Here is a 22,315-nt window from a genome sequence, read left to right on the forward strand (position 1 = left end):
GTATTTGGTAGGATGAAGGGTGTTTTTGGCGTGCGCAGAGTCCATGTCAGAGGTCAAAAGGTGGTTGAAACTGAGATAGGATTCCTCCTAATGAGCATGAATCTCACGAAATTGGCTAAGAAATTAGTCCAAGATAGTAGAAGCAGAAAGAAAAACACAGACAGTTCGGCTGAATTTCATCAGAATCAGCTTGAATCTATCTGTGTTTTTTATTTACTGGCTAGTTTTTGCCCAGTCTCTTTATGGTACAATAAAAAGAAGACTAAGACCAAAGGAGCACCCATGTCCCTCTCCCTCCGCACGATTAAACTCATCCTGGCTACCGTCCTAGCCATTTACCTAGCGACCGCTCTGGGCTTATCCTATGCGACAGCGGCTGGCATCATTGCCATTCTCAGCGTCCTTGACACCCGCAAGTCCAGCTTCAAAATGGCCCGCAACCGCCTCTTTTCCACCCTCCTGGCCCTGACCATAGCCGTCCTGACCTTTGCCCTCTTTGGCTTCGGTATCTGGACCCTAGGCATCTACCTAGCCCTCTACGTCCCTCTGGCCTACCGATTCAACTGGGAGGCTGGCATCGCCCCCTCGACCGTCCTCGTCACCCACCTCTTGCTAGAGCAAGATATTTCGCTGATTTTTTTGGGAAATGAGCTGGCGCTTTTTCTGATTGGGGCAGGACTGGCCCTCTTGTTTAACCTCTATATGCCCTCGCAAGAAAAGAAAATCGAGGCCTATCACGACCAAGTCGAAGACCTGCTCAAGCAGATTCTCCTCCGCTTTGAAGCCTTTCTACTCAACGGCGACGGACGAAACGAGGCTGAATTGATTACGCAGCTGGATAAGACCTTGGATGAGGCCCTGAAAGTCGTCTATCTAGACCGCCACAACCAGCTCTTCCAACAGACCAACTACCAGGTCCATTACTTTGAAATGCGAGCTGCACAAAACAAAATCCTGCGGACCATGGCAGGAAATATCAACAAATGTTTGCTAGAAGGCAGAGAAAATGTCATTCTGTCCAGCCTCTTCGAGCGAGCAGCCCAACAACTGAGCCGAGAAAACTCCGCTAAGGAACTGCTCCTGGACATCGAACTCTTCCATGCCACCTTCCGCGAGCGACCACTGCCACAAACCCGAGAAGAATTTGAAACCCGTGCCACCCTCTTCCAACTCCTACACGACATGGAAGCCTTTATTCGACTCAAGGTTGATTTTTATGAGGTTTATAAAGATGAAAAAGACCCGTCATAATAGCGGGTCTTTGGTGTTTTATGAACAAATTATAAAAGATTAAACAATGGCTTGATCTGTTTCATCATCAAAGAAATGAGCTTTGTTGAGGTTGAAGGTCAAGCGAACCTTGTCTCCTGGATTGTGGTAATCACGCGCATCTACACGAGATACAAATTCTGTATTTCCTACTTTAGAGTAGAGCATAGTTTCCGCACCAAGAAGCTCTGAAACGACAACTTCTGCTTCCACGATAGAAGATGGATAAGTGTCCAACTCCAATTGTGAAGCCTTAATGTCTTCTGGACGGATACCCAATGTAAATGATTTGCCATTGTAGCCTTTTTCTTCCAAGTGCTTACGACGACCTTCTGGAAGATCTACTTTGAAACCATCTCCAACAAGCACACCCTCTTGAAGAGTCACTGTAAAGAAGTTCATTGCAGGACTACCGATGAAGCTGGCAACAAATTTGTTTACAGGTTTATTGTAAAGCTCTTCTGGGCTACCAATTTGTTCGATACGACCGATTGTACCTGTACCTGCTTCATTCTTAGTCGCAGACATAATAACAATGCGGTCAGCCAAGGTCATAGCTTCTGTTTGGTCGTGCGTTACGTAGATCGTTGTTGCACCAATACGACGGTGGATTTTAGCAATCTCTGTACGCATGGATACACGCAATTTGGCATCCAAGTTTGACAAAGGCTCATCCATCAGGAATACTTTGGCATCACGGACAATGGCACGACCCATGGCAACACGTTGGCGTTGACCACCAGAAAGGTCAGCAGGTTTACGTTGCAAGAATTCAGTCAAGCCAAGAATTTGTGCTGCTTCTTCCACACGTTTTTTGATTTCATCCTTGCTGTATTTACGCAATTTCAAACCGAAAGCCATGTTGTCAAATACAGTCATGTGTGGGTAAAGGGCATAGTTCTGGAATACCATGGCAATATCACGGTCTTTTGGTGCCACATCGTTCATCAACACACCGTCGATGTAAGCTTCACCTTCTGTAATATCTTCCAATCCAGCAATCATACGAAGAGTAGTTGATTTACCACATCCTGAAGGACCTACGAAAACAATAAACTCTTTATCTTTAATATCTAGATTAAAGTTTTCAACGGAATAATGCTCGCTATTTGGATATTTTTTATAAATATTTTTTAAATTAAGTTGAACCATGTTCAAGCCTCACTTTCTTTGATAGTTTTATTATAAATGAAAGCGTTTTATTTTTCTAGGTCAAGGTGAACAAAAGAAAAAAGATATTCTGTGCAGATTGCACAAAATATCAGTAAAGTCTGTCTAAGAGGACCTGATAACAAAAACTCAAGTCGGTCAGGGCTTTGAGCTGGAGCCCAGTCATATCCTGCCACTTGTCCAAGCGGTATTGGAGGGTATTGCGGTGGATATAGAGGACCTGAGCGGTCTTGGTGACCACAGCTCCCTCTGCCCATAGGGCTAGAATGATGTTCTGCATATCTTGCTGGTCAATCAGCTCTAGCATACTGGCTTTTATCAGACCAAGCTCCAAGCCTGCTCTGCCTTGTCCCCAAAGAAAAAGTTGACTAAAGGAGAGGACGGTCGATTTGTGGTAGTGGGCCCGCCATTGAGCGAAAAGGGTCACCTCTGCTTGATAGAGTTGGGGCCAGCGGTTTGCGAGTTGACGGGGCCAGACCTGGCCAGCCAAGAGGGTCAGTCGCAAGCCGAAGTCGAACTCCAAGGCCGACAAGGTGTCTGCCAGAAGGCTTTGATAGTCCGTCCAAGTGCCTTGGTCCAGGATAAAGAGGTAGTCCTGAGCCGTCAGCTGCACCTGAGCCACCTGGCTGGGTAGGAGGTCGGTCATCATGGTCCGCCAAGCGTCCAGCTGGGCTTCCTTCTGCGACCAAAGGTGGACATGGATAAACTGCACGGCTTCAACCGCCTGGGGCAGCGAGCCCTGACCTTGTAGGTAGGACTGCCAAGGGCTAGACGGTTTCTGGTCTTGAGGACGCGACAACAAGGACAAGAGGTAGCGTTCCCGATCCGTCAAGTCCGCATCCGCCAGATTCAGATAGCGACCGTCGCCCAAAGCAAGAGAGTTTTCACCCGCTTCCTGCGACAACTTGGCCTGCGGAAACCAGCCTTTGACTTCCTTCTCGAACATCTTATCCCCTTTCTATTTTGTCAATACACCAGCCCACCAGTTCATCCAGGCGTTCCATCTGCTCGGTCATGTGCAAATAGCCCAAAACCGCCTCAAAACCTGTGGACATTCGATAGGTGACTACGTCCGCATTCTTGGCCTTGGTGTGGCTATGGCTATTCCTTCCCCGCTTGTAGATTTCTTCCTCTTTTTCGGTCAATAGCTGAGCTTCTAAGAGGGCAGAAATCAGACTTGCCTGAGCCTTGGCCGAGACGTATTTGTTAGCCTCACCGTGCAATTGATTGGGCTTGGTCAGCCCCTTGAAAATCAAGTGCCGTCTGATATACATGGAATAGACAGCATCCCCTTCAAAAGCCAGAGCAATACCGTTGATGAGATTGACATCCACTGCCTTAGTCACGTGTCCACCTCACACCGTCCTTGGTGTCCAAGAGCTTGATGCCCTGGGCCGCCAATTCATCACGAATGCGGTCAGCCGTCGCAAAGTCCCGATTGGCACGCGCTGCTTGACGTTCTGCTATCAAGGCTTCAATCTCGCTATCCAAGACTTCTTCTTCAAAGACGATGCCAAAGACGGCGAGCATCTTCCCAAAGGCTTCTTTTACAGTTTCATCGTAGTTGCCTGAGTTGATCCATTTGGCAAAGTCAAAGATAGCCGTAATCCCATTTGCCGCATTGAAATCATCATCCATTGCCGCTTCAAAGGCCGACAGATGTAATTCAAGACCCAACTTATCCACAGAGTTTTGCACAGGTTGTGTATAAGTATTTTTTAGATATTTGAGATTGATTTCCGCATCTGAAATAGCCTTCTCAGTGTAGTTGAGTGGACGGCGGTAGTGCTGGGTCGATAGGAAGAATCGCAAGACCTGACCGTCAATTTGTTCCAACATATCATGGGCTGTCAGGAAATTGCCCAAGGACTTGGACATCTTCTCATCATTGATATTGAGCATGGCATTGTGCATCCAGTAATTGGCAAAGGTTTGCCCTGTTTTGCACTCAGACTGGGCGATTTCATTGGTATGGTGAGGGAATTCCAAGTCCGCACCACCACCGTGAATATCAATGGTATCTCCCAAAATCTCTGTCGCCATAACCGAACACTCGATATGCCAACCTGGACGACCTGCTCCCCAAGGACTTTCCCAAGAAACTTCGCCTGGCTTGGCAGTTTTCCACAGGGCAAAGTCGAAAGGATGCTCCTTCAATTGACCTTCTCCCTCAACACGACCAGAAGCCCCAGCTTCTAAGTCAGACAGGGTTTTGTTGGCCAAACGAGCATAATTGGCTGCCTTTTCCACACGGAAATAAACATCGCCAGCCGCTTCATAAGCGTACCCCTTGTCAATCAAGACCTGCACAAAATCAATGATTTCATCCATGTAGTCAATAACGCGAGGGTTTTTGGTAGCTGGCTTGACACCTAACTTTGCCACATCTTCCTTGAAAGCTGCGATAAACTTATCAGACAGTTCCTTGGTTGTCATGCCGGCTTCATTAGCAGCTTTGATAATCTTGTCATCCACATCCGTAAAGTTAGAAATGTAGGTCACATCAAAGCCACGGTATTCAAAGTAGCGACGGATGGTATCAAAAGCCACGACACTACGGGCATTTCCGATGTGGATATAGTTGTAAACCGTCGGACCGCAAACATACATCTTGACCTTCCCCTCTTCCAAGGGAACAAAGTCACGCAAACTGCGAGTCATGGTATCGTAAATTTTAATCATAGTTTCTCCATTACTTCTGAGTATTCTTTAGGATTTGATACTTTTGATACAATTTTACTAGCCAATAAGCTGTCACTGCCAGCCAAATCATCCCTAGCTGCCAGTTTCCTTGGGAAAACTTAAGGATAGATAGAATTGTTCCAGCGATGGAGGTCAACACATAAGGCCAGTTTTGTCTTACTAATTTTTTTAACATGATGTACTTTCTAATGTTCTTGCAACGGTCTTGTCCGTCGGTTCAATAACTGCAGAGGTATTTTCAAATTCTTCTAGCAGCATATCAACCTTCTTTCCTACAAATGCGACGAATGGTGGCTGGCTTCTCGTAATTCCGCAAGCTTAGTCGTGTAGTGTTCACGGCCATCTTCCATGTCATGAATGACCTTCTCATCTTTTTGACCGTGTACACGGACAATTTTAGCTGGCATACCGACCACTGTCACATCTGCTGGAACATCGGCTAGGACAACGGCAGCTGCACCCACTTTGGCATTTTCTCCGATTTCAACAGGTCCAATAACCTGTGCGTGTGCAGAAACAAGGGCACCCTTTCGGACAGTTGGATGGCGTTTGCCCGTATCCTTACCCGTTCCACCAAGCGTTACGCCGTGGTAAAGCATGACACCAGACTCAATAATAGCTGTCTCACCAATAACCAAACCAGCTCCGTGGTCAATAAAGACCCCCGAAGCAATCTCGGCACCTGGATGAATCTCAATATTGGTCCAAAAACGCCAAAATTGGCTGTGCATCCGAGCCAGGAGCTTGAAACCTTTTTTCCACATCCAGTGGGATAGACGGTGGGCCGCCAAGGCCTTGACACCAGGGTAAGTCAAAAGGACTTCCAAGGTCGTCCGTGCTGCCGGATCTTTTTCTTTTACAATCTCAATGGTGTCCTTCCACCAACCCATAGTCACTCCTTCTAGCGAGAAGACAAGCCCGCTACCGAACTTGTCTACTCAGCTTATTTCTTTTCAACCTTGTGGAATTTGAATTCACCAAAGTTGTTATCTTTTTTCTCTTTGTTGTCTTTATGACGGCGTGGTCTGTCAGAACGCTCGTGTTTTTCTGGCTCCACATAACCTTCTGGTTTTGGAAGAAGAGCCTTCATAGAAGCATCAATACGTCCTTTATCATCAATCTTGATAACTTTAACATCGACAATATCGCCGATTTCAACTAGGTCTTCTGGTTTATTGACACGAGTCCAAGCCATTTCAGAAACGTGGACGAGAGCATCAGTCTTGTCAAAGAGGTTGACAAAGGCACCGAATTTCTCCAAACGGACAACTTTTGCCTGGAAGACTTCGTCCACTTTTGCCTCACGAACAAGACCTGCGATGATTTCCTTGGTCCGCTCAATCGCATCGCGATCTGGTGAGAAGATCGCCACAAGACCGTCTTCGTCAATATCAATTTTCACGCCAGTTTCTGCAATAATCTTATCGATGGTTTCGCCACCCTTACCGATAACAATCTTGATCTTATCTACATCAATCTTGATAGTGTCAATCTTCGGTGCAGTTGGTGCCAAGTCAGGACGAACTTCTGGGATCGTCGCTTCGATGACATCAAGGATTTCAAAACGTGCCTTCTTAGCTTGTGCTAAGGCTTCTTCCAAGATTTGCGGTGTAATACCGTCAATCTTGATGTCCATTTGAAGGGCTGTGATACCGTCACGAGTACCTGCCACCTTGAAGTCCATGTCGCCAAAGTGGTCCTCAAGACCTTGAATATCGGTCAAAACGGTGTAGTTGGTGCCGTCTGAAATCAGACCCATAGCAATACCTGCAACTGGTGCCTTGATTGGCACACCACCTGCCATGAGGGCAAGGGTACCAGCTGTGATAGAAGCCTGTGATGAAGAACCGTTTGATTCCAAGACTTCTGCTACCAAGCGGATAGCGTAAGGGAAGTCTTCCAAGCTAGGCAATACCTGCTCAAGAGCACGCTCACCAAGAGCACCGTGACCAATCTCACGACGACCTGGTGCACCATAACGACCAGTTGAGCCCACTGAATATTGTGGGAAATTGTAGTGGTGCAAGAAGCGTTTCTTGTACTCATCATCCAAACCATCGATAATTTGAGTTTCACCCATTGGTGCCAAGGTCAAGACAGAAAGAGCTTGCGTTTGACCGCGGGTAAAGAGACCTGAGCCATGAACATTTGGCAAGAAGTCTACTTCTGCATCCAGCGGACGAATTTCATCCACACGACGACCGTCTGGGCGGACCTTGTCTTCTGTAATCAAACGACGAACTTCTGCGTGCTCCATGAGTTCCAAGATTTCATGGACATCCCGCATGATGCGGTCGAATTCTTCGTGTTCAGCATATTTTTCTTCGTAGGCTGCGATGACGGTCTCACGCACAGCATTGGTCGCATCTTCACGGGCCAATTTTTCTTCTACCTGCACCGCTTTTTTCAAATCGTCATTGTAAGCTGCGACAATCTCAGCCTGCAATTCTGGGTCCACTTGAAGAAGTTCCACATCTGCCTTTTCCTTGCCGACTGCTGCCACGATTTGATTTTGGAAGTCAAGGAGTTCTTGAATAGCCTCATGACCTTTGAGGAGTGCTTCCAACATGATGTCTTCTGACAATTCTTTGGCACCAGACTCTACCATGTTGATGGCGTCCTTGTTACCAGCTACTGTCAAGTCAAGGAAAGACTCTTCCATCTGAGCCTTGTCAGGGTTGATGATGAGTTCACCATTGACATAACCGACCTGGACACCTGCGATTGGACCGTTGAATGGGATGTCTGAGATTGCCAATGCCAATGAAGAACCAAACATGGCTGCCATTGGAGCAGAGGCATCTGGATCGTAAGAAAGAACTGTGTTGATGACTTGAACTTCGTTACGGAAGCCTTCCGCAAACATTGGACGAATTGGGCGGTCAATCAAACGAGCTGTCAAGGTCGCATCAGTTGACGGACGGCCTTCACGCTTCATCCAGCCACCTGGGAATTTCCCTGCGGCGTACATTTTTTCTTCATAGTTGACTTGGAGCGGGAAGAAATCACCCGTCGCCATTTTCTTGGACATAACTGCCGCTGTAAGGACTGTTGAGTCGCCATAGCGAACAACAACCGCACCATTGGCTTGTTTGGCAACCTGGCCAGTTTCAACGACCAATTTCTTGCCAGCAAAAACCGTTTCAAATACTTGTTTTGACATGAATTGTCTCCTATTTTTTCTGAAATTTTTCTTGCGTGTTTTCTACAAAAGACAATCAAACAAGCTTGTTTCACTCTCTTTTGCACAAAACCACGCATACTATTTATTTTATCATATTTGATGGAAAATGTGGGGAATTGAGGAAGGAATTTGAGGGAAAATCTAACCTGCTATATAAACAACCGAACGAATCGAATACTCTTCAATCAAACGAAGAACACCCAGCTTTTTCCGAGCACTACACTTCCATAATGGAACATAAGAAAAACTGCCAATGTCCGAAGACATGGCAGTTTCCTATATTAACGACGGAGTCCGAGTGAGTGAATCAATTCACGGTAACGGTTTACGTCTGTGCGGCGTAGGTATGCCAACAAGTTACGACGGCGACCGATTTTTTTCATCAAACCACGGTAAGTTGCGTGGTCTTTTTTGTGTTGTTTGATGTGGTCGTTAAGGTGGTTGATTTCCCAAGTAAGTACTGCTACTTGTACTTCAACTGAACCTGTGTCGCCTTCATGACGAGCATATTGTGCCATGATTTCATTTTTTTTCTCTTTTGAGATTGCCATGATATGTTCTCCTTTGTTTTGAGCCTAATCCGAGTGACAGGTTGGCGACCTGTAACCAAGAAAAAGCTAGATTTGTCCTTTTTGGACCTCATTTATTCTATCAAGGAATAACTCTTTTGTCAACTGATATTATCTTCCAATAAACCGAGTAGACTTTCTCTATTCTTTTTCAAATTCACCTTTACAAATTAGCCTTACCGTCAAAATAGTCACGAATTTTGTACAAAACTGAATGCACAATTCATAAATTATTTCTATTTCAATAACTTACATTGCTTATTTTCGAGAAGATAAACTTTATCACATAGATGTCTAATATCACTATCATTATGACTGGCCAATAAAACCGTAACACCCTTTTCTTTTGAAAGTTCTTTTAGCAAGTCATACACCCTCTGAACGCTCTGACTATCCAAAGCATTTGTCGGCTCATCCAATAGAAGGATTCTAGGCTCTTCCATAATAGCCTGTGCAATTCCTAATTTTTTCTTCATACCGAGAGAGTAATTCCTAACCTTTTTATCCTTATCTTCAAAGAGTCCTACACGATGTAAGGTTGCAAGTATTTCTTCCTTACCAATGATATTTTGGATAGTTGATAAAAATTCTAAATTTTCAAATCCACTATAATTGGGAATAAAGCCTGGTTCTTCAATTAATGCACCTAAACCAGATGGAATCTTTCCGACAATATCTTCTCCATACACCTTGATAGTCCCAGAATTCGGTTGCATAAGGCCCGCTATCAATTTGAACAGAACACTCTTCCCCGAACCATTTATACCAGTTATCCCTACTATTTCCCCTTCCGAACACTCAAAGTGTAAATTATCAAATAAATCACAATTCTTAAATTTTTTGCTAAGGTTTTCAATTTTTATAATACTATTATTCATGTATTTTACCTCCCAAAGAATATCTGATCTTTATAAAAGAAAGTATCGCCGCACTTAGTATAATCTCAAAGAATATAGCGATGAAAAGTGACAAATTTGAATTTTTCTCATACTCAGCTACCCGTGCCAATATCGTAACGAAATAATTTGTATTTTCTCCTAAAATTTCTCCTGAAAAAATGATAAAAACGAGTAAAGAATAAGTAATGCAAAACGAGACAGCATCCGAAAAATCAAAATGGAACAATAAAAAGAGCAATGAACTGAACAAAATAAAATTAGTGCTATTAACTACGAAAAAATGCAAGAAAAACAAATAGTCCATATTACCTATAAAAAACAGAGGAACTGTTTGAAACAACCCCAATAAAAGTGATAGAAATATCAAGGACACAAGCTTGACAAGAAACCAATCTTTTATACTCCCAATTCTTAGTATCGTTAAGTTGAAGTTTGTTGTTGATAAACCAGAAAATAGCTGTTGCAACAAAAAAATATTCTGTGCTTGAAACAATAGGTAAGAAAGTAGACTAATGGTTTCTATGCCATCCAACCCAGGACCTTTTAGAAGATACTCACCGAAGCCGACTTCAAAAAAATTCAATAGCGCTAACAATAAGTAATACATCCCTGATAAAATTAGATAAATATAAAACTGAGAGCTAGTAGTCAAACAACGCCATTCCCAGAATAAAGAATTTTTTATAATGGAACTCTCCCTCATTCCTATTCCTCCCACTCTGTATTTCTTATTTTATATAGGTTTAACAAAATGAAAAAAAGCAAGAGAATTAGCCAATACAATAACTCCTTGTGGTAACTTACTGATTTTAAAATATAGTGATGGATAGGAAAGACTTGACTAATGGTTGCATTGATCGGATAAAACCAGAAAACAGATTGTATTAACAAAAATGAGAAAAGATTAGCCATGACTGTACTTCCTTTTTGAAAAAGAAGAAAATTAAACAAGGCTATTTCCGAGAGGAAAATAAGATAACATAAAAAACTAAACAAGGGCAAAAGTATACTTTGAAAATTAGAAACGTAAGATATTTCATAAACTTCTGATAGAAGTGGTTGATGTATAGAAGAAATTGAAAAAGAAAACGAATTTACCAACCCCATCAAAAATACCAGACACATCAGAAGAAATACAAATAAGAATGGAAGTAGCAAGCTATAATTTAATAAAAAGTAATACTTATCTTTGATGGATAAAAAACGCAGTGTGACAAATGTATCTCTTGTAAAAACTTCTATACAAAAAAATAAAATAGCAGTGTAGATAATCGGTATCAGGTAGACACCTGTTGTTATATCTTGGCATAGAATCAGTAGCCAGGTAAAAACATTTGGAACAAGTTGATAATGACCTAAATAATATTGATAGGTGGTATTTGAAAAAATCAAACTCCCAAGTAAGATGATAAAAAATAATCTGAAGATAGTAGATTTTTTATGAAAAAATAGAATTCTACAAAATCTCATATACTATCCTCCACTCGGAACTGAAAATGATATAAAATCATTCCAAGACAGATGGGAAAAATACACAGTAGATGCAAAAATACAAGTAGAAAATTTAATTGAAACTGGTAACCCCAAGAAATAATCCCAACAGGCTCTAAAAAAGACAAATCTAGCAAGGCAAAAAACAACCCGCCCAAAATCATATAGAGGCAAGGGAAAAATACCCCAACAATTTTTTGACGAAAAGCAAGAGAACTAGCTAGGCCAAATACTGCAAAAACGCTACCAAAAATCCCATACCATATCGTTATTAAGATAGAATAAACTAACTGATTACTATCAAAAATAGACTTAAAAACACCTTGATAGTCACCAATATATATTTCCTTATATGGCGTCAGACATAGATTTGCAACCAAAAGCAGGAAATAGGGTAAAAAAAGGGACAAAAATCCTGAAATTCCTGCCGTCACAAGAAGAGTCCAAATATATTTTATACGGGATATTCTTTGCAGTTGCAAGCGCAGAAAGTGATTCTTGCTATCCTCAATAACCCGATCAGCTATCGGAATCGTACTGATAACCGCTGCCACAAGGCTTATCGGCGAAAAGCCCCTGATAGTCGATCCTGCAAAAAACAGGGACAATCCTTCAAGTTTGTATATGCCATTAAAAGCAACCATATTCCCTATCAGGATACAGGAAAATGCCAAGAGCAATGACAAAAGCATCTTTTTAGAGAAAATAGTTCTTCTAACATTCATTAGTAAAAATTTCATTTTTACCTCCTGATAATAAAGAGCTAGATGAACAAATTCCACTAGCTCAATAGTCTCAATAAACAACTTCCTAGCTCATTACTAATCACTATTCTTCATCTGTACTCTAACTGTATTTCCGAATTGAGTAGCTAATCCCAAAGTAGTCGTTTCATTGACATAATGACTACCACTTCCATGATAAGACATGAGAACCCTAGCACCAGATGGAAGAGAATAGGTCGGAGTTATATCACTACCGCTGTGGTAATTTCGTATTGAGGTATTTAAAGTCTTTCCACCACCTGTAGAATCATTGCGATTCACTCCTCGCGAATGAGTCACCTTGATTATGCTACCGGTTGTTGTAGATCCTATACGTGGTAAGACCATGGAATAATCTAGTACTCCTCTTGAAAAAACCGTCGGAGAAACTAATCCCAATAATGCTATTGCTACGATAATTGGCTTTTTTATAGATAATCTCGTTTTCATGTGAATCTTATCCTTTCATGAAAACCTTATAAGGAAGCTGTTTATATTGATATGTAAATTATATCAAGTATGGCAAAAAATATCAAGGTTATAATTAAATAACTTAGGAAATATGACAGGAGAATTAAACAACTAAACCTTTCACACTCCTCGAAAACTAATTATTTCACCCCAATCTTCTCTACACCATCAAAAAAAGCCAGCCGGAGCTGACTTTCAATTATTTCTTTATTACTCTGCCTTTTCTGCTTTTGGCAAGATAAGATTGAGGATAATACCTACAATGGCTGAGAGGGCTGTACCTGAAAGGGTGATGGCACCGATGTTGAGAACTGCTCCACCAAGACCCAATACCAGCATTGAGCTTGCAATAATCAGGTTGCGGACTTGACCGAAATCAACACGGCTTTCAATCAAAACTTTCAAACCGTTTGAGGCGATAACACCGTAAAGTAAGATAGACATACCACCAAGAACGGCACTTGGAATAGTTGAAATAAGGGCTGTAAATTTACCCAAGAATGAGAAGGCAATGGCAATCAAGGCTGCATTACGGATAACCGATACCGATGCGATGCGAGTCATACCGATAACCCCTGTATTTTCACCGTAGGTCGTATTGGCTGGTCCACCGATAAATGCAGATACAGCAGTCGCCACACCGTCACCAATCAAGGTACGGCTGAGGCCTGGATCTTTCAAGAACTGGCGGCCACAGATTTGGCTGAGAACGGTGTGGTCACCGATATGCTCAGCTACTGTTACAACAGCAATTGGTAAGATAGCAATCATTTCTGGACCGAAGTAGAAATTGTACGACTTGAAGGCACCTGTTTCAAATGGTAGGTAGAAACCTGACAATTCAAACCAAGCCGCTTCCAAAACGGGTGTGAAGTCAACCAGGCCAAGGAAGAGGGCAATCACGTAACCACCGATGATGGCAATCAAGAAGGGAACAATCTTGGCGAAGCCTTTCCCTTTGGTATTGACAAAAGCAGCAATCAAGAAGGTTGCAATCGCCACGACGACATTTTTCCAGTCGCCGTCTGCGACAAAGCCTGCCGAAGTCACGGCAGAGTTGGCAAGGCCCAGACCGATAACGATAATCATTGGACCGATAACAATCGGTGGCAAGAGGCTGTCAATCCACTTAGTACCGATAACTTTGACAAGTGCAGCGATCAACACGTAAATCAAGCCGACGAAGAAAACACCTGTCTGGGCAGCTGACACATCCCCACCCATTTCCTTGATAGCAAGCGCCATAGCGGAAATGTAGGCGAAGGATGAACCCAAGTAAACTGGAACTTTAAACTGGGTTGCCACTTGGTAAATCAAGGTCCCAACACCTGATGCAAAGAGAGCAACCGATACGGGCATACCGAGAATCAGCGGCACCAAAATCGTCGCACCAAACATAGCAAACACGTGCTGGAAACTCAACAAAATCCCTTGAAGCGGTGCTGGTTTCTCATGGACATCAAACAAAAGATTGGCTTTTGTACTCATAAATCTCCCATTCTGGGTACACAAAAAGACCCAGACTTTCTAAATATACATAGTCATAGGCCCTTAATAAATTTTCCTGTTGTCTTTCTCACCTCACGGGATGAGTTTAAAAACCTACGCTTTTGGTATTGTAACATAAAGGTTCGGTTTATTGCAAGGAATTTTATAAAATTTTATTTTTTAGGAAAATAGCAGAGCAGTAAACTTAGCTATCACCTGCATCTCTTATCCGTTTCTTAATCTTTTGACCAAACTCAATCATCCTGCGCTTTTCTTCTGGCCAGATTTTGGTCACGCGATTCACTGCGAAGCTAATCAAGTCAAGAAAAAAGAAGAGAAAATTCCCTTCTTAAAACTTCCCTAAATTGGTCAAGTCTTTTTTGTCTGGTATAACTTCCTTGTTGTCCCAGTGCTCGACAATCTTTCCGTCTTTGAGGCGGTAGACGTCAAAGTGGGCGTAGTATTAGACAATATTATTCAGTAATAGCTTATTGAGACCTATGCTTGAAAATAGTAGCCATAAAGGTTGCAAAACTCTCGCGACTCGGTTCAGTTTGTTGAACTTGTTCGAGGAGATTGCTATAGAATCCTTTATGACTCTTTTTGGATATTGAAATAAGCTTCTTCAAGAGTTTGATGAGCTGGCTTGTTGATGCCTCACTATCATAGTCCATATCATAGAATCTTTGATAAGCGTTGTCATATACATTCTGTTTCTTTTCTTTATTAATTTCTTCTTCTCTATCCAATAGTTGTTGATAGGTAACTTTTTGATTAAACCAATCATTCTCAAAAGTAGTCAATAGTCTCTCAGTAGTATTTTTCTTACCGTAGTAGAGCTTAATAAGCGGAACGATGTCCATCCAAACAGCTTCAAGTAAAATTTTGACCATTCGATTTTTAAAAACGATTAGATGACCATCACCCCACAAATAAACTCGAAATCCTTTGTCTTTGAGTTTCGCAATGTATTCTTCAGTAGGTAATTCTGAATCCGAATCAACAACGATATACTTTTTGAGCCATTGTGGCAAACGAGGGTCATCAATCTCCCATGAACCACTTAAACTTCGTATTTCCTTCGTTCTTGTTTCGTCTCTTTCAAGACGACCAGGAATTTTTGTCCAAGTAGTTGTATATCTTTCAACTATATTTCCGTTTTGGTAATATTCATTTTGGAAACTTTCATACTTGGTACTCTTTCTTCGTTCTGTTTTATAAAGTAGCCTCATACCCTCTCCTTTATCTGTATTTTTTATGAGTTGATTGATTTCCAGTACTCATATACCATTAAATCCATTAATACAACTTTTCCCACTGTGTTATAGAAGCAGGCAAGACTGCCTTATACTGATGATAAAACTCTAATAACTCACTTGGTGTAATAACAATGAGATTGTTCACATTTTTTGAATTTACAATCGTCGGGGCATATAGAAACACCTCATACCCATCCTGTAAAAAGTCAATGAATTGCAGGGCATCCAGTGGAGCAGCTTTTCTCCCTTTTACTTGAACAATTGCTTTTTTAGGCTGATCTGTATTTCGAGAAAGGAATTCACACTCTACCTTAATAGTTATAGATTTTCGAGCAATTGAATTGGATAAAACATAGTAATTATACTTGATTTGGATAAAAGCTATCACTAATTCCTCCAAGTCAAAGTCAGGTAAGTTGTCCAGTAGATTTCCCTCTAAGTGTGAAATCTCATAATAATTTTCATTAGAGAGTTCGTTATAAACAGCTTTAGAATACTCGATAATGACTGATTCTCGAATTCTTTGTGCTGTGCCTGCATTAGCTCTGTTGAACGCAGCTTTTATCTGTCCAGGAACTTGTGTCCCAACTTTAAAAGCTTTGACGGGTAACAAAGCTCCGTAATCTAAACGGTGATTGATTTTTGCAAAAGCAGTCCCTATTGCTCTGCATATCCAGTAATTACCATCTAAATCACGTGTCCAGAATAAATCGTCAACCTCGGTCTCCCTAAAAATATTCAATACTGGGTTTATTCTCTTAGAAAGACTTTTTACTGCATTATAATAATCTAAGTAATCAACTTCCTCGTTCTCACTAAAAATACCACTCCAACCAATCGCAAGAAATTGTTCATCTGATTTCAGGCAAAAGTCAATCAATTCATTACGAAATTCTGTTCCTGTTTTTAAATTAATTCTTGATACGTATTCCATATTCTTACTAGCTCCATTCCTGTCCTTGCAATTTATTTGTTTTTCAAGATAACACTTGCATTCGGAATCGTTTTCGCATGCATTTCCGCAGCTGTTTTATCATAAAACGGTCCTGCAATGACATTCCCAAATTGATCTACTACAATCCATTCTTGCATTTACTTCTCCTTCTTTCAATTAAGAATTCAATATCTATTTGATACATCCATTCTAATACATAGGGTGGACCAATAGTGTCCTATCTCTCTAAATTTTATAGTTTTCTTGCATTTTTTTGAGAAAATGCTTCATATTCTCTACAAGCGAACTTGGAGAAAGCACAGTTAGGGCATCAGCCTGACTCAACAACCAACGTTTTAAGCCTGGTGTGTCTTGACTGACAAATTCAATCACATTGCCTTCTGAGCTTGTTTCGATAATCTTTGCTGTCGGAAATTGATCCAAGACAATGGTTGGATCATAGCTAAATCTGACTCTTATGGTTAGTTCCCGTCCCATAAAAGAATCCACGCGCTTATTCCGTACTTCACCGTCTCGAAACTTTTTGCCATAAGAAATATCCGGTTTCTTCTCAGGCGAAACTTTCCACTCTAAAATCCGATCTAACTTTAAAGTCATATAGGAAGAATGTTTTAGATTATAAGCTACAAGGTAAAAGTAATGACTATCGTAATAGAGTGACACAGGAAAAACCGTGTGTTTCTTTTCTACATTGTAGGGAGATTGGTAGCGAATATCTAATACCAATTCCTTACGAATGGCCTCTGACCATTCCCAAATCTTATCAATCCTGTTTTGAGTATCTGAAAGCGGGGCATAGTTTAAGAGTTCACTGGCGATAATGGCAGAAATTTCTTTCTGCTCATCTTTCGATACTAGAGCAAATAAGCTATCTAAAACAGCCTTATTTTCTTCCTTATTCAAAGCCCGATTTTCTAGCAAAATTTTAGAAATGGTCAGAATTTCCTTTTTGTTAAAAAGAGACTTCCCTTTTAAGAAGCGAGTATGGTACTTGGGATCATAGGCTAACTCTGCTGCAATCATTGGCTGACTTTCGATAAATCCTCCTAGAAGAGCAAAATCTCTTTGAATAGTCTTCTCACTAACTCCAAATTCATCTGCCAATTGTGATTTTTTTAGATACGCCCCTGATTGTAAGCGTAAAAATATTGTAAGTAATCTTTCCTGATCGTTCATAGAAACCTCAATTCTAAAAAGATTATAACACTCTTAACAAGTCAAATTCAATAAATTTCCTTGGTAAAGAATCTTGCTCAATGCGTCATTTGAATTATCAAACTCACAACCTGTTACCAGTAATTTTCCGCCTGTTTCTAGATAACTTTCCAAAATTCTTGCCAACTTCTTCTGAATCGCATCGGTACTATTATAAAATTCTTCAATATTTTCAATCATCACAACATCAAATTCTTCTAGAAAATGAACATTTTGTACTATTTCAATCGCTAGACTAACTCCAACTACTCTTTTCACTTTCCTATTCATCTCTCGATAGTAAAATTCTATGTGGTCAACAAAGCTCCTTCTAATCTGATCAACATCTGAAATAATATATAAAAGTTGTCCGATATAGCTCTTTTGAGGGATCCCCAAAAAATCACTTACTTCACGATTGATACTGTCAAAAGAACTTCTCAACCTAGTATCTGAGTCCAAATTTCTGTATAGCAAATCGATAAATATTTCTAAAATTTCCATATCATTAAACACAGTGTTTTCTTTCAAGTCATTGTTATTCATATGCATTTCCTTTCTTCTATCCCTGTAATCCAAAACCTATTAATCGTTGAGTTGATTCCAACTCTGATAATTCTTGGATGGCGTTTTTAATGTCAGCTTCTATTACGACATTCATCTCTGTTTCTTCTAAGGTTCTATTGTCTATCTTTTCCATCACTCGAGTCGCCTGTTGATACAAACAAGCTTCTATTAGTTTACGAACATAACGACCATTGCCAAAATGTTCGGTTGTTCCAACTTTTGAAAAATGCGAATACAATACTTCCTCATAGTTAGATTCAATAGAATACTCTTTTTTACTCAACATCATTCTAAAAATTTCATACAGTTCGTCCACAGAGTAATCTTCAAAATGAATGTTGTTTGAGATTCGAGATTGTAATCCTGGATTCGTACCTATAAAATTGTGCATCAAATCTTTATAACCAGCAAAAATAACAACTATCTCATTACGACGATTTTCCATTTCTTGAATAATGGTGGGTATAGCTTCATTAGCAAAATCTCTTTCACTCTGTGGAATCAGACTGTAAGCTTCATCGATAAATATTACACCACCACTGGCACTATCAAACACCTTTTTTATTTTTGGTGCTGTTTGACCAACATATTCCCCAATAAGATCTGCTCTTCCAACCTCTACTATCTTGTTTTCTGCGATCAATCCATGTTCATACAGGATTTCTGTATAAAGACGAGCTACCTCTGTCTTACCCGTCCCTGGATTTCCTGTGAATAACAAGTGCCCATTACTTTCTTCAACATGATAGCCTCTTTCTTTCCTCAGTTTCGATAGTTGTTCAAAAGCAACTTGTTGTCTGATTAATTTTTTTACAGATTGAAGACCAATCATTTGATTCAGCCTCTTCTCAGCTTGGCCACATTTACTTTTAGATTGTTCCTTTTGCAAACTAAAGTGACCCAGATCCAGCAATCCGTTTTCTTGACAATAATTGGTTGCCACCGCATATTCATGGATTCTCTGAACCATTCGTCGAATATCTTTTGCATTGATGAGATTTGAAGCCTTTTCTACATACTCCCTAACAATTTTCTTGTCTATACTAATTCGTCTCTTTGCTAATAGTTGAATAGCAATTTCAACCAGTTCGTCATTTGTATAAGGAGGAAACTCGATTCTATTTACATTATAGTATTCCTCCTGTAATTCCATTTCTATTTTTTTAGCTTCTTCAGTCGATTGAGCAATTAGAATACAAATATTATTCTCCTTCTTTGTATTGATATTAGCGAAAAGTTCTAATTTAGGACGAGCTCTTGCTTTTAAATAGTCATAAACAACTGGAAATTGTTTTTCTTCAGTCTTAGGAAGAAAGTATTCGCTACAATGAGTATCAACTGCTTTCAAGTCGAACAAGCGTTCTAAATATTGGAGGGCATATTTTCGTCCAGTCCCCTTTTGACCGTTGAAAATTAAGAAAAATGGCTCTTTCGTATGCGATCCTAAATAGTTTGATTGGTAGTCTAAATAGTTTATAAGATGCTGAATGCTATTTTTAAAGTCGCTGAGACCAATCATATTTTCTGACAACACATCTGCATTCGGAGTAAGACCTTGCTTATCTTCCTTTGATTGCTTCAATAAGAAATAACCAAATTCACCCAAATTTTCACGCCCAACTTTTTCAATAAAATCATCCTCATTTATTGAAGAATAGTCGTCTAAATAGACATCCACTTTCCAAAGTGATTGAACCTTTTTTGCTATTTCTCGTTTTGTATTTGCAGCTCCCGTTACAATAAATAAATCTTCTTTTTCCTTCAAAAAATACATCCAATTATTTTCTTGTGTAAAAGATTCACTAGGTCGCTCTAGTTGCTGTACATCTCCCATTAGTTTTATGTGATAATAATTCATCTTTACCCCTCTATTCTGACGTTCTCTATAAGAAGTATATAAAAATAGATGGACAAAATATATCCATCTATTTTATTAAATTTATTTACAATCCCATCCTACTTCATCTTATTAGGAGAGGGTCTGTCTATGATTTTCAACAGAGTAAAATCATATTTAAAAAGTTTTTCACTAGCCCACACTCTTAATCCGTTTCTTAATCTTCTGGCTAAACTCCATCATCCTCCGCTTTTCCTCTGGCCAGATTTTGGTCACGCGGTCAACAGCAATTATGAAGATGATTACCACAGCATAATCCTTGGCTTTTTCAATCAGACCAACACTTTCAGCAACTACTAAAAGTAGATAGAATGTGAATAAAATAGTTCGTTTGGGCAGAGCCATCAAAAACTCAATCCCTGCCTTATAGCCCAGATAAATCTGCCGATTAAGCCCTTTGGCCTTTTCCAAACGACGATTGAGAAAGGCACGAATCCGCTTGTAAAACCAATCCGAAGTCAGAAAAAGTGATTGGGCACCAATTACAATCAAAGAAACATTATTGGCATGTTCTTCCTTAAGCCCAAGCGCTCTAGTCACAACATAGGTCCAATCACCATTATCAATACAGATAAAAATAGTAAAGTAAACAACCGCTCCCGCTACTATAACAAGGGGAAGGGCACGGATATATTTCAACATAGAATAACCTCTCTTGGACAAATCTTAGAACCTATATTCATAAACAAAGTGTTCTTATGCAAGAAATCGTTTTTGCTCATCAAGGCAATTTTTTGAAGGAATACTTGACTCTATCATCATTTAGTTTCACCTTATTGCTTCGACGAGTAAAAAGCTCCTGTGGCTGTTTTCGCCTACCACCTAATTGGTCAGGAATTTCCTTTCCTTATCTCCACCTTCAAACACTCCAATGGAAGCGATGAACTGTGAACATAGGTTCTTATATATATTGTAATATGTTATACCAAATACGGTCAAGCAGGGGCTAGAATTTCAGATGCGACAACTGTGCATCCTTAGCATTTTTTACTTACCCCAAAAAGAAGAAGACCTCCAATCGGGAGCAAGTCTCTTCTATATATCTATAATTCCACACCAAAGACTTCTAATTGCTTTAATTCGGAAGCAGTCAACCTGCGGTATTCCCCAAGCGCTAATTTTGGATCTAAGCGAAGAGGCCCCATGGTCAATCGTTGCAAGTCTGTCACCATCTTTCCACAGGCCTGCACCATGCGTTTGACCTGGTGAAATTTCCCTTCTCGGATGGTGATGTCAACGAGTGAAGTCTGCTTAGCTTCATCTGTAGAGAGGATGGTCAACTGGGCTGGCTGACAGGTAAAGTCTTTCAGCTCCATTCCTGCGGCAAATCGTTCGACATCCTCTTGGGTCATAATTCCGTCAACCTGTACACGGTAGAGTTTATCAACATGTTTTTTCGGAGAAAGCATGGCATGAGCCAGCTGACCGTTGTTGGTCAAGAGGAGCAAGCCGTGGGTGTCGATGTCTAAGCGTCCAACGGGAAAAACTTCCTTCTGGCGAGCTGTATCATCTAGCTGGTCCAAGACAGTCCGATGACGGTCATCCTCGGTTGCTGAAATAACTCCCTTGGGTTTGTTCAATAAATAATAAACAAATGTCTCATGGCTCAAGACCTGACCTGCTACTGCAATCTGGTCCGTCTTTTCGTCAATTTGTTGCTTTGGGGACGTCTCTACTTGGCCATTGACTGTGACTTGCTTGTTTTTCAGGACTTTCTTGACTTCTGTCCGACTGCCAACACCGCAATCCACTAAAAATTTATCTAATCGCATACGAGTTTCTTTTCCATTTTGATATATTCTGCTTGCTGTTCTCTTTCTGTAAATCCAAGAGCATGAAAGAGGGTTTGAGCTGCTTGATGAAAGGTAGCAACTGTCAGTTTGATACTAGCTGGCTGAACATGTTCCACTATGTAGTCTTCAATAGTCTGATAGAAAGCTCTGCCATTTCCCTGACCTGTCAAAGACGGTTTCATACCCAAACGAATGTCAACGGTCTCGCCATCTTGGTCAATACAGAAATAGCCCATGAGGGCGGCATTGCGAATGACTGCAAAAAAGCGGTCCCCACGCGCCTCTGGTGAAATCATCTCTGCATAGGTATCGGGGTTTGCACTAATCGTATAGGTATCCAAAGGTGGTTGATAGCGCCATTGGTTAGCAATGTCCAATGCCAGATCCTGGGGCAGAGGCATGATGTAAAAGTAATCCATCCTCCGGAAATTTTTTGCCAAATTTTTAATCCGACGGTTTTGGGTGGCGTAATTATCTGTCTGATAGACATAATCCGCATAGCCCAACTGATAGGAGGGAATCATGTCCTTAAAAATCAACTGAACATCCTCTGGAAAGCGAAGTATTAATTCATTTAAGCGGTTGTTTTCTAACATAGGTTCATTATAACATAACTCAAACAGTAGCCCAAATATACTAACC

At 40.7% G+C, this 22,315-nt stretch carries 24 protein-coding genes and 1 pseudogene; 1 reads left to right on the forward strand and 24 read right to left on the reverse strand.

The features are described from left to right. Positions 1–282: 282 nt before the first annotated feature. Entirely contained in the window at positions 283–1,251 is a 969-nt protein-coding gene (locus ODU45_RS01185) for an aromatic acid exporter family protein (RefSeq protein ID WP_275600936.1), read from the forward strand. A gap of 39 nt (positions 1,252–1,290) precedes the next feature. On the opposite strand, the gene ODU45_RS01190 is transcribed toward ODU45_RS01185, so the two are convergent. From ODU45_RS01190 to ODU45_RS01305, 24 genes and pseudogenes are all read right to left on the reverse strand, one after another. Then, positions 1,291–2,421: an ABC transporter ATP-binding protein gene (locus ODU45_RS01190; protein WP_002938838.1), complete on the reverse strand. Its 1,131-nt coding sequence runs from the start codon at positions 2,419–2,421 to the stop codon at positions 1,291–1,293. A gap of 109 nt (positions 2,422–2,530) precedes the next feature. Continuing rightward, the gene (locus ODU45_RS01195; protein WP_053867473.1) at positions 2,531–3,385 is read right to left on the reverse strand and encodes a helix-turn-helix domain-containing protein; all 855 of its coding nucleotides are present in this window, start codon (positions 3,383–3,385) and stop codon (positions 2,531–2,533) included. A gap of 1 nt (position 3,386) precedes the next feature. Further along, positions 3,387–3,785 (reverse strand): Mini-ribonuclease 3, encoded by a 399-nt coding sequence (locus ODU45_RS01200; RefSeq protein ID WP_398580596.1) that lies wholly within the window; start codon positions 3,783–3,785, stop codon positions 3,387–3,389. Further along, positions 3,778–5,121, reverse strand: coding sequence for a cysteine--tRNA ligase (gene cysS / locus ODU45_RS01205; RefSeq protein ID WP_398580597.1), 1,344 nt, complete (start codon positions 5,119–5,121; stop codon positions 3,778–3,780). The genes ODU45_RS01200 and cysS overlap by 8 nt, the downstream gene beginning before the upstream one ends. A gap of 10 nt (positions 5,122–5,131) precedes the next feature. Next, positions 5,132–5,317 carry a hypothetical protein gene (locus ODU45_RS01210; RefSeq protein ID WP_105115901.1) on the reverse strand — a complete coding sequence of 62 codons (186 nt, stop codon included), beginning with the start codon at positions 5,315–5,317 and terminating at the stop codon, positions 5,132–5,134. Between the two features lie 97 nt (positions 5,318–5,414). After that, positions 5,415–6,032, reverse strand: coding sequence for a serine O-acetyltransferase (gene cysE / locus ODU45_RS01215; RefSeq protein ID WP_024400199.1), 618 nt, complete (start codon positions 6,030–6,032; stop codon positions 5,415–5,417). A 53-nt stretch (positions 6,033–6,085) separates the two neighbouring features. Then, positions 6,086–8,305 (reverse strand): polyribonucleotide nucleotidyltransferase, encoded by a 2,220-nt coding sequence (pnp, locus tag ODU45_RS01220; RefSeq protein ID WP_398580598.1) that lies wholly within the window; start codon positions 8,303–8,305, stop codon positions 6,086–6,088. 162 nt (positions 8,306–8,467) lie between these two features. Beyond that, positions 8,468–8,593: a hypothetical protein gene (locus ODU45_RS01225; protein WP_332420322.1), complete on the reverse strand. Its 126-nt coding sequence runs from the start codon at positions 8,591–8,593 to the stop codon at positions 8,468–8,470. Between the two features lie 14 nt (positions 8,594–8,607). After that, positions 8,608–8,877, reverse strand: a complete 270-nt coding sequence (gene rpsO, locus ODU45_RS01230) for a 30S ribosomal protein S15 (RefSeq protein WP_002938849.1) — start codon at positions 8,875–8,877, stop codon at positions 8,608–8,610. A gap of 254 nt (positions 8,878–9,131) precedes the next feature. After that, the gene (locus tag ODU45_RS01235) at positions 9,132–9,773 is read right to left on the reverse strand and encodes an ABC transporter ATP-binding protein (RefSeq protein ID WP_002938850.1); all 642 of its coding nucleotides are present in this window, start codon (positions 9,771–9,773) and stop codon (positions 9,132–9,134) included. Further along, positions 9,766–10,512 (reverse strand): hypothetical protein, encoded by a 747-nt coding sequence (locus ODU45_RS01240; RefSeq protein ID WP_225533344.1) that lies wholly within the window; start codon positions 10,510–10,512, stop codon positions 9,766–9,768. Before ODU45_RS01240 ends, ODU45_RS01235 begins: the two co-directional genes overlap by 8 nt. 748 nt (positions 10,513–11,260) lie before the next feature. Beyond that, positions 11,261–12,025, reverse strand: a complete 765-nt coding sequence (locus ODU45_RS01245; protein WP_398580599.1) for a hypothetical protein — start codon at positions 12,023–12,025, stop codon at positions 11,261–11,263. A gap of 81 nt (positions 12,026–12,106) precedes the next feature. After that, positions 12,107–12,397, reverse strand: coding sequence for a hypothetical protein (locus ODU45_RS01250; RefSeq protein WP_398580600.1), 291 nt, complete (start codon positions 12,395–12,397; stop codon positions 12,107–12,109). A 333-nt stretch (positions 12,398–12,730) separates the two neighbouring features. Then, positions 12,731–14,008, reverse strand: a complete 1,278-nt coding sequence (locus ODU45_RS01255) for a uracil-xanthine permease family protein (protein ID WP_398580601.1) — start codon at positions 14,006–14,008, stop codon at positions 12,731–12,733. Positions 14,009–14,357: 349 nt separating this feature from the next. Beyond that, positions 14,358–14,468 (reverse strand): annotated as a pseudogene (locus tag ODU45_RS01260) (polyketide cyclase); the annotation flags it as partial. Between the two features lie 28 nt (positions 14,469–14,496). Then, a complete protein-coding gene (locus tag ODU45_RS01265) occupies positions 14,497–15,240 on the reverse strand; it encodes a hypothetical protein (RefSeq protein ID WP_105121404.1) in 744 nt (247 codons plus the stop codon). A gap of 67 nt (positions 15,241–15,307) precedes the next feature. Beyond that, positions 15,308–16,201, reverse strand: a complete 894-nt coding sequence (locus ODU45_RS01270; RefSeq protein WP_398580602.1) for a ribonuclease D — start codon at positions 16,199–16,201, stop codon at positions 15,308–15,310. A 32-nt stretch (positions 16,202–16,233) separates the two neighbouring features. Then, positions 16,234–16,359, reverse strand: a complete 126-nt coding sequence (locus ODU45_RS01275) for a hypothetical protein (protein ID WP_398580603.1) — start codon at positions 16,357–16,359, stop codon at positions 16,234–16,236. Between the two features lie 88 nt (positions 16,360–16,447). After that, positions 16,448–17,398 (reverse strand): helix-turn-helix transcriptional regulator, encoded by a 951-nt coding sequence (locus ODU45_RS01280; protein WP_398580604.1) that lies wholly within the window; start codon positions 17,396–17,398, stop codon positions 16,448–16,450. A 33-nt stretch (positions 17,399–17,431) separates the two neighbouring features. Further along, on the reverse strand, positions 17,432–17,962 hold the full coding sequence (locus ODU45_RS01285) for a hypothetical protein (protein ID WP_024407948.1): 531 nt from the start codon (positions 17,960–17,962) through the stop codon (positions 17,432–17,434). A gap of 16 nt (positions 17,963–17,978) precedes the next feature. Continuing rightward, on the reverse strand, positions 17,979–19,841 hold the full coding sequence (locus ODU45_RS01290) for an AAA family ATPase (RefSeq protein WP_398580605.1): 1,863 nt from the start codon (positions 19,839–19,841) through the stop codon (positions 17,979–17,981). A 171-nt stretch (positions 19,842–20,012) separates the two neighbouring features. Continuing rightward, positions 20,013–20,522 carry a hypothetical protein gene (locus ODU45_RS01295; RefSeq protein ID WP_398580606.1) on the reverse strand — a complete coding sequence of 170 codons (510 nt, stop codon included), beginning with the start codon at positions 20,520–20,522 and terminating at the stop codon, positions 20,013–20,015. 401 nt (positions 20,523–20,923) lie between these two features. After that, positions 20,924–21,652 (reverse strand): pseudouridine synthase, encoded by a 729-nt coding sequence (locus tag ODU45_RS01300; RefSeq protein WP_398580607.1) that lies wholly within the window; start codon positions 21,650–21,652, stop codon positions 20,924–20,926. After that, complete coding sequence (locus ODU45_RS01305) at positions 21,643–22,269, reverse strand: GNAT family N-acetyltransferase (protein WP_226319177.1); 627 nt, start codon at positions 22,267–22,269, stop codon at positions 21,643–21,645. Before ODU45_RS01305 ends, ODU45_RS01300 begins: the two co-directional genes overlap by 10 nt. Between the last annotated feature and the right edge of the window lie 46 nt (positions 22,270–22,315).

This window comes from Streptococcus sp. 2022WUSS135, assembly GCF_044427045.1.
GTDB classification, from domain to species: domain Bacteria; phylum Bacillota; class Bacilli; order Lactobacillales; family Streptococcaceae; genus Streptococcus; species Streptococcus hashimotonensis.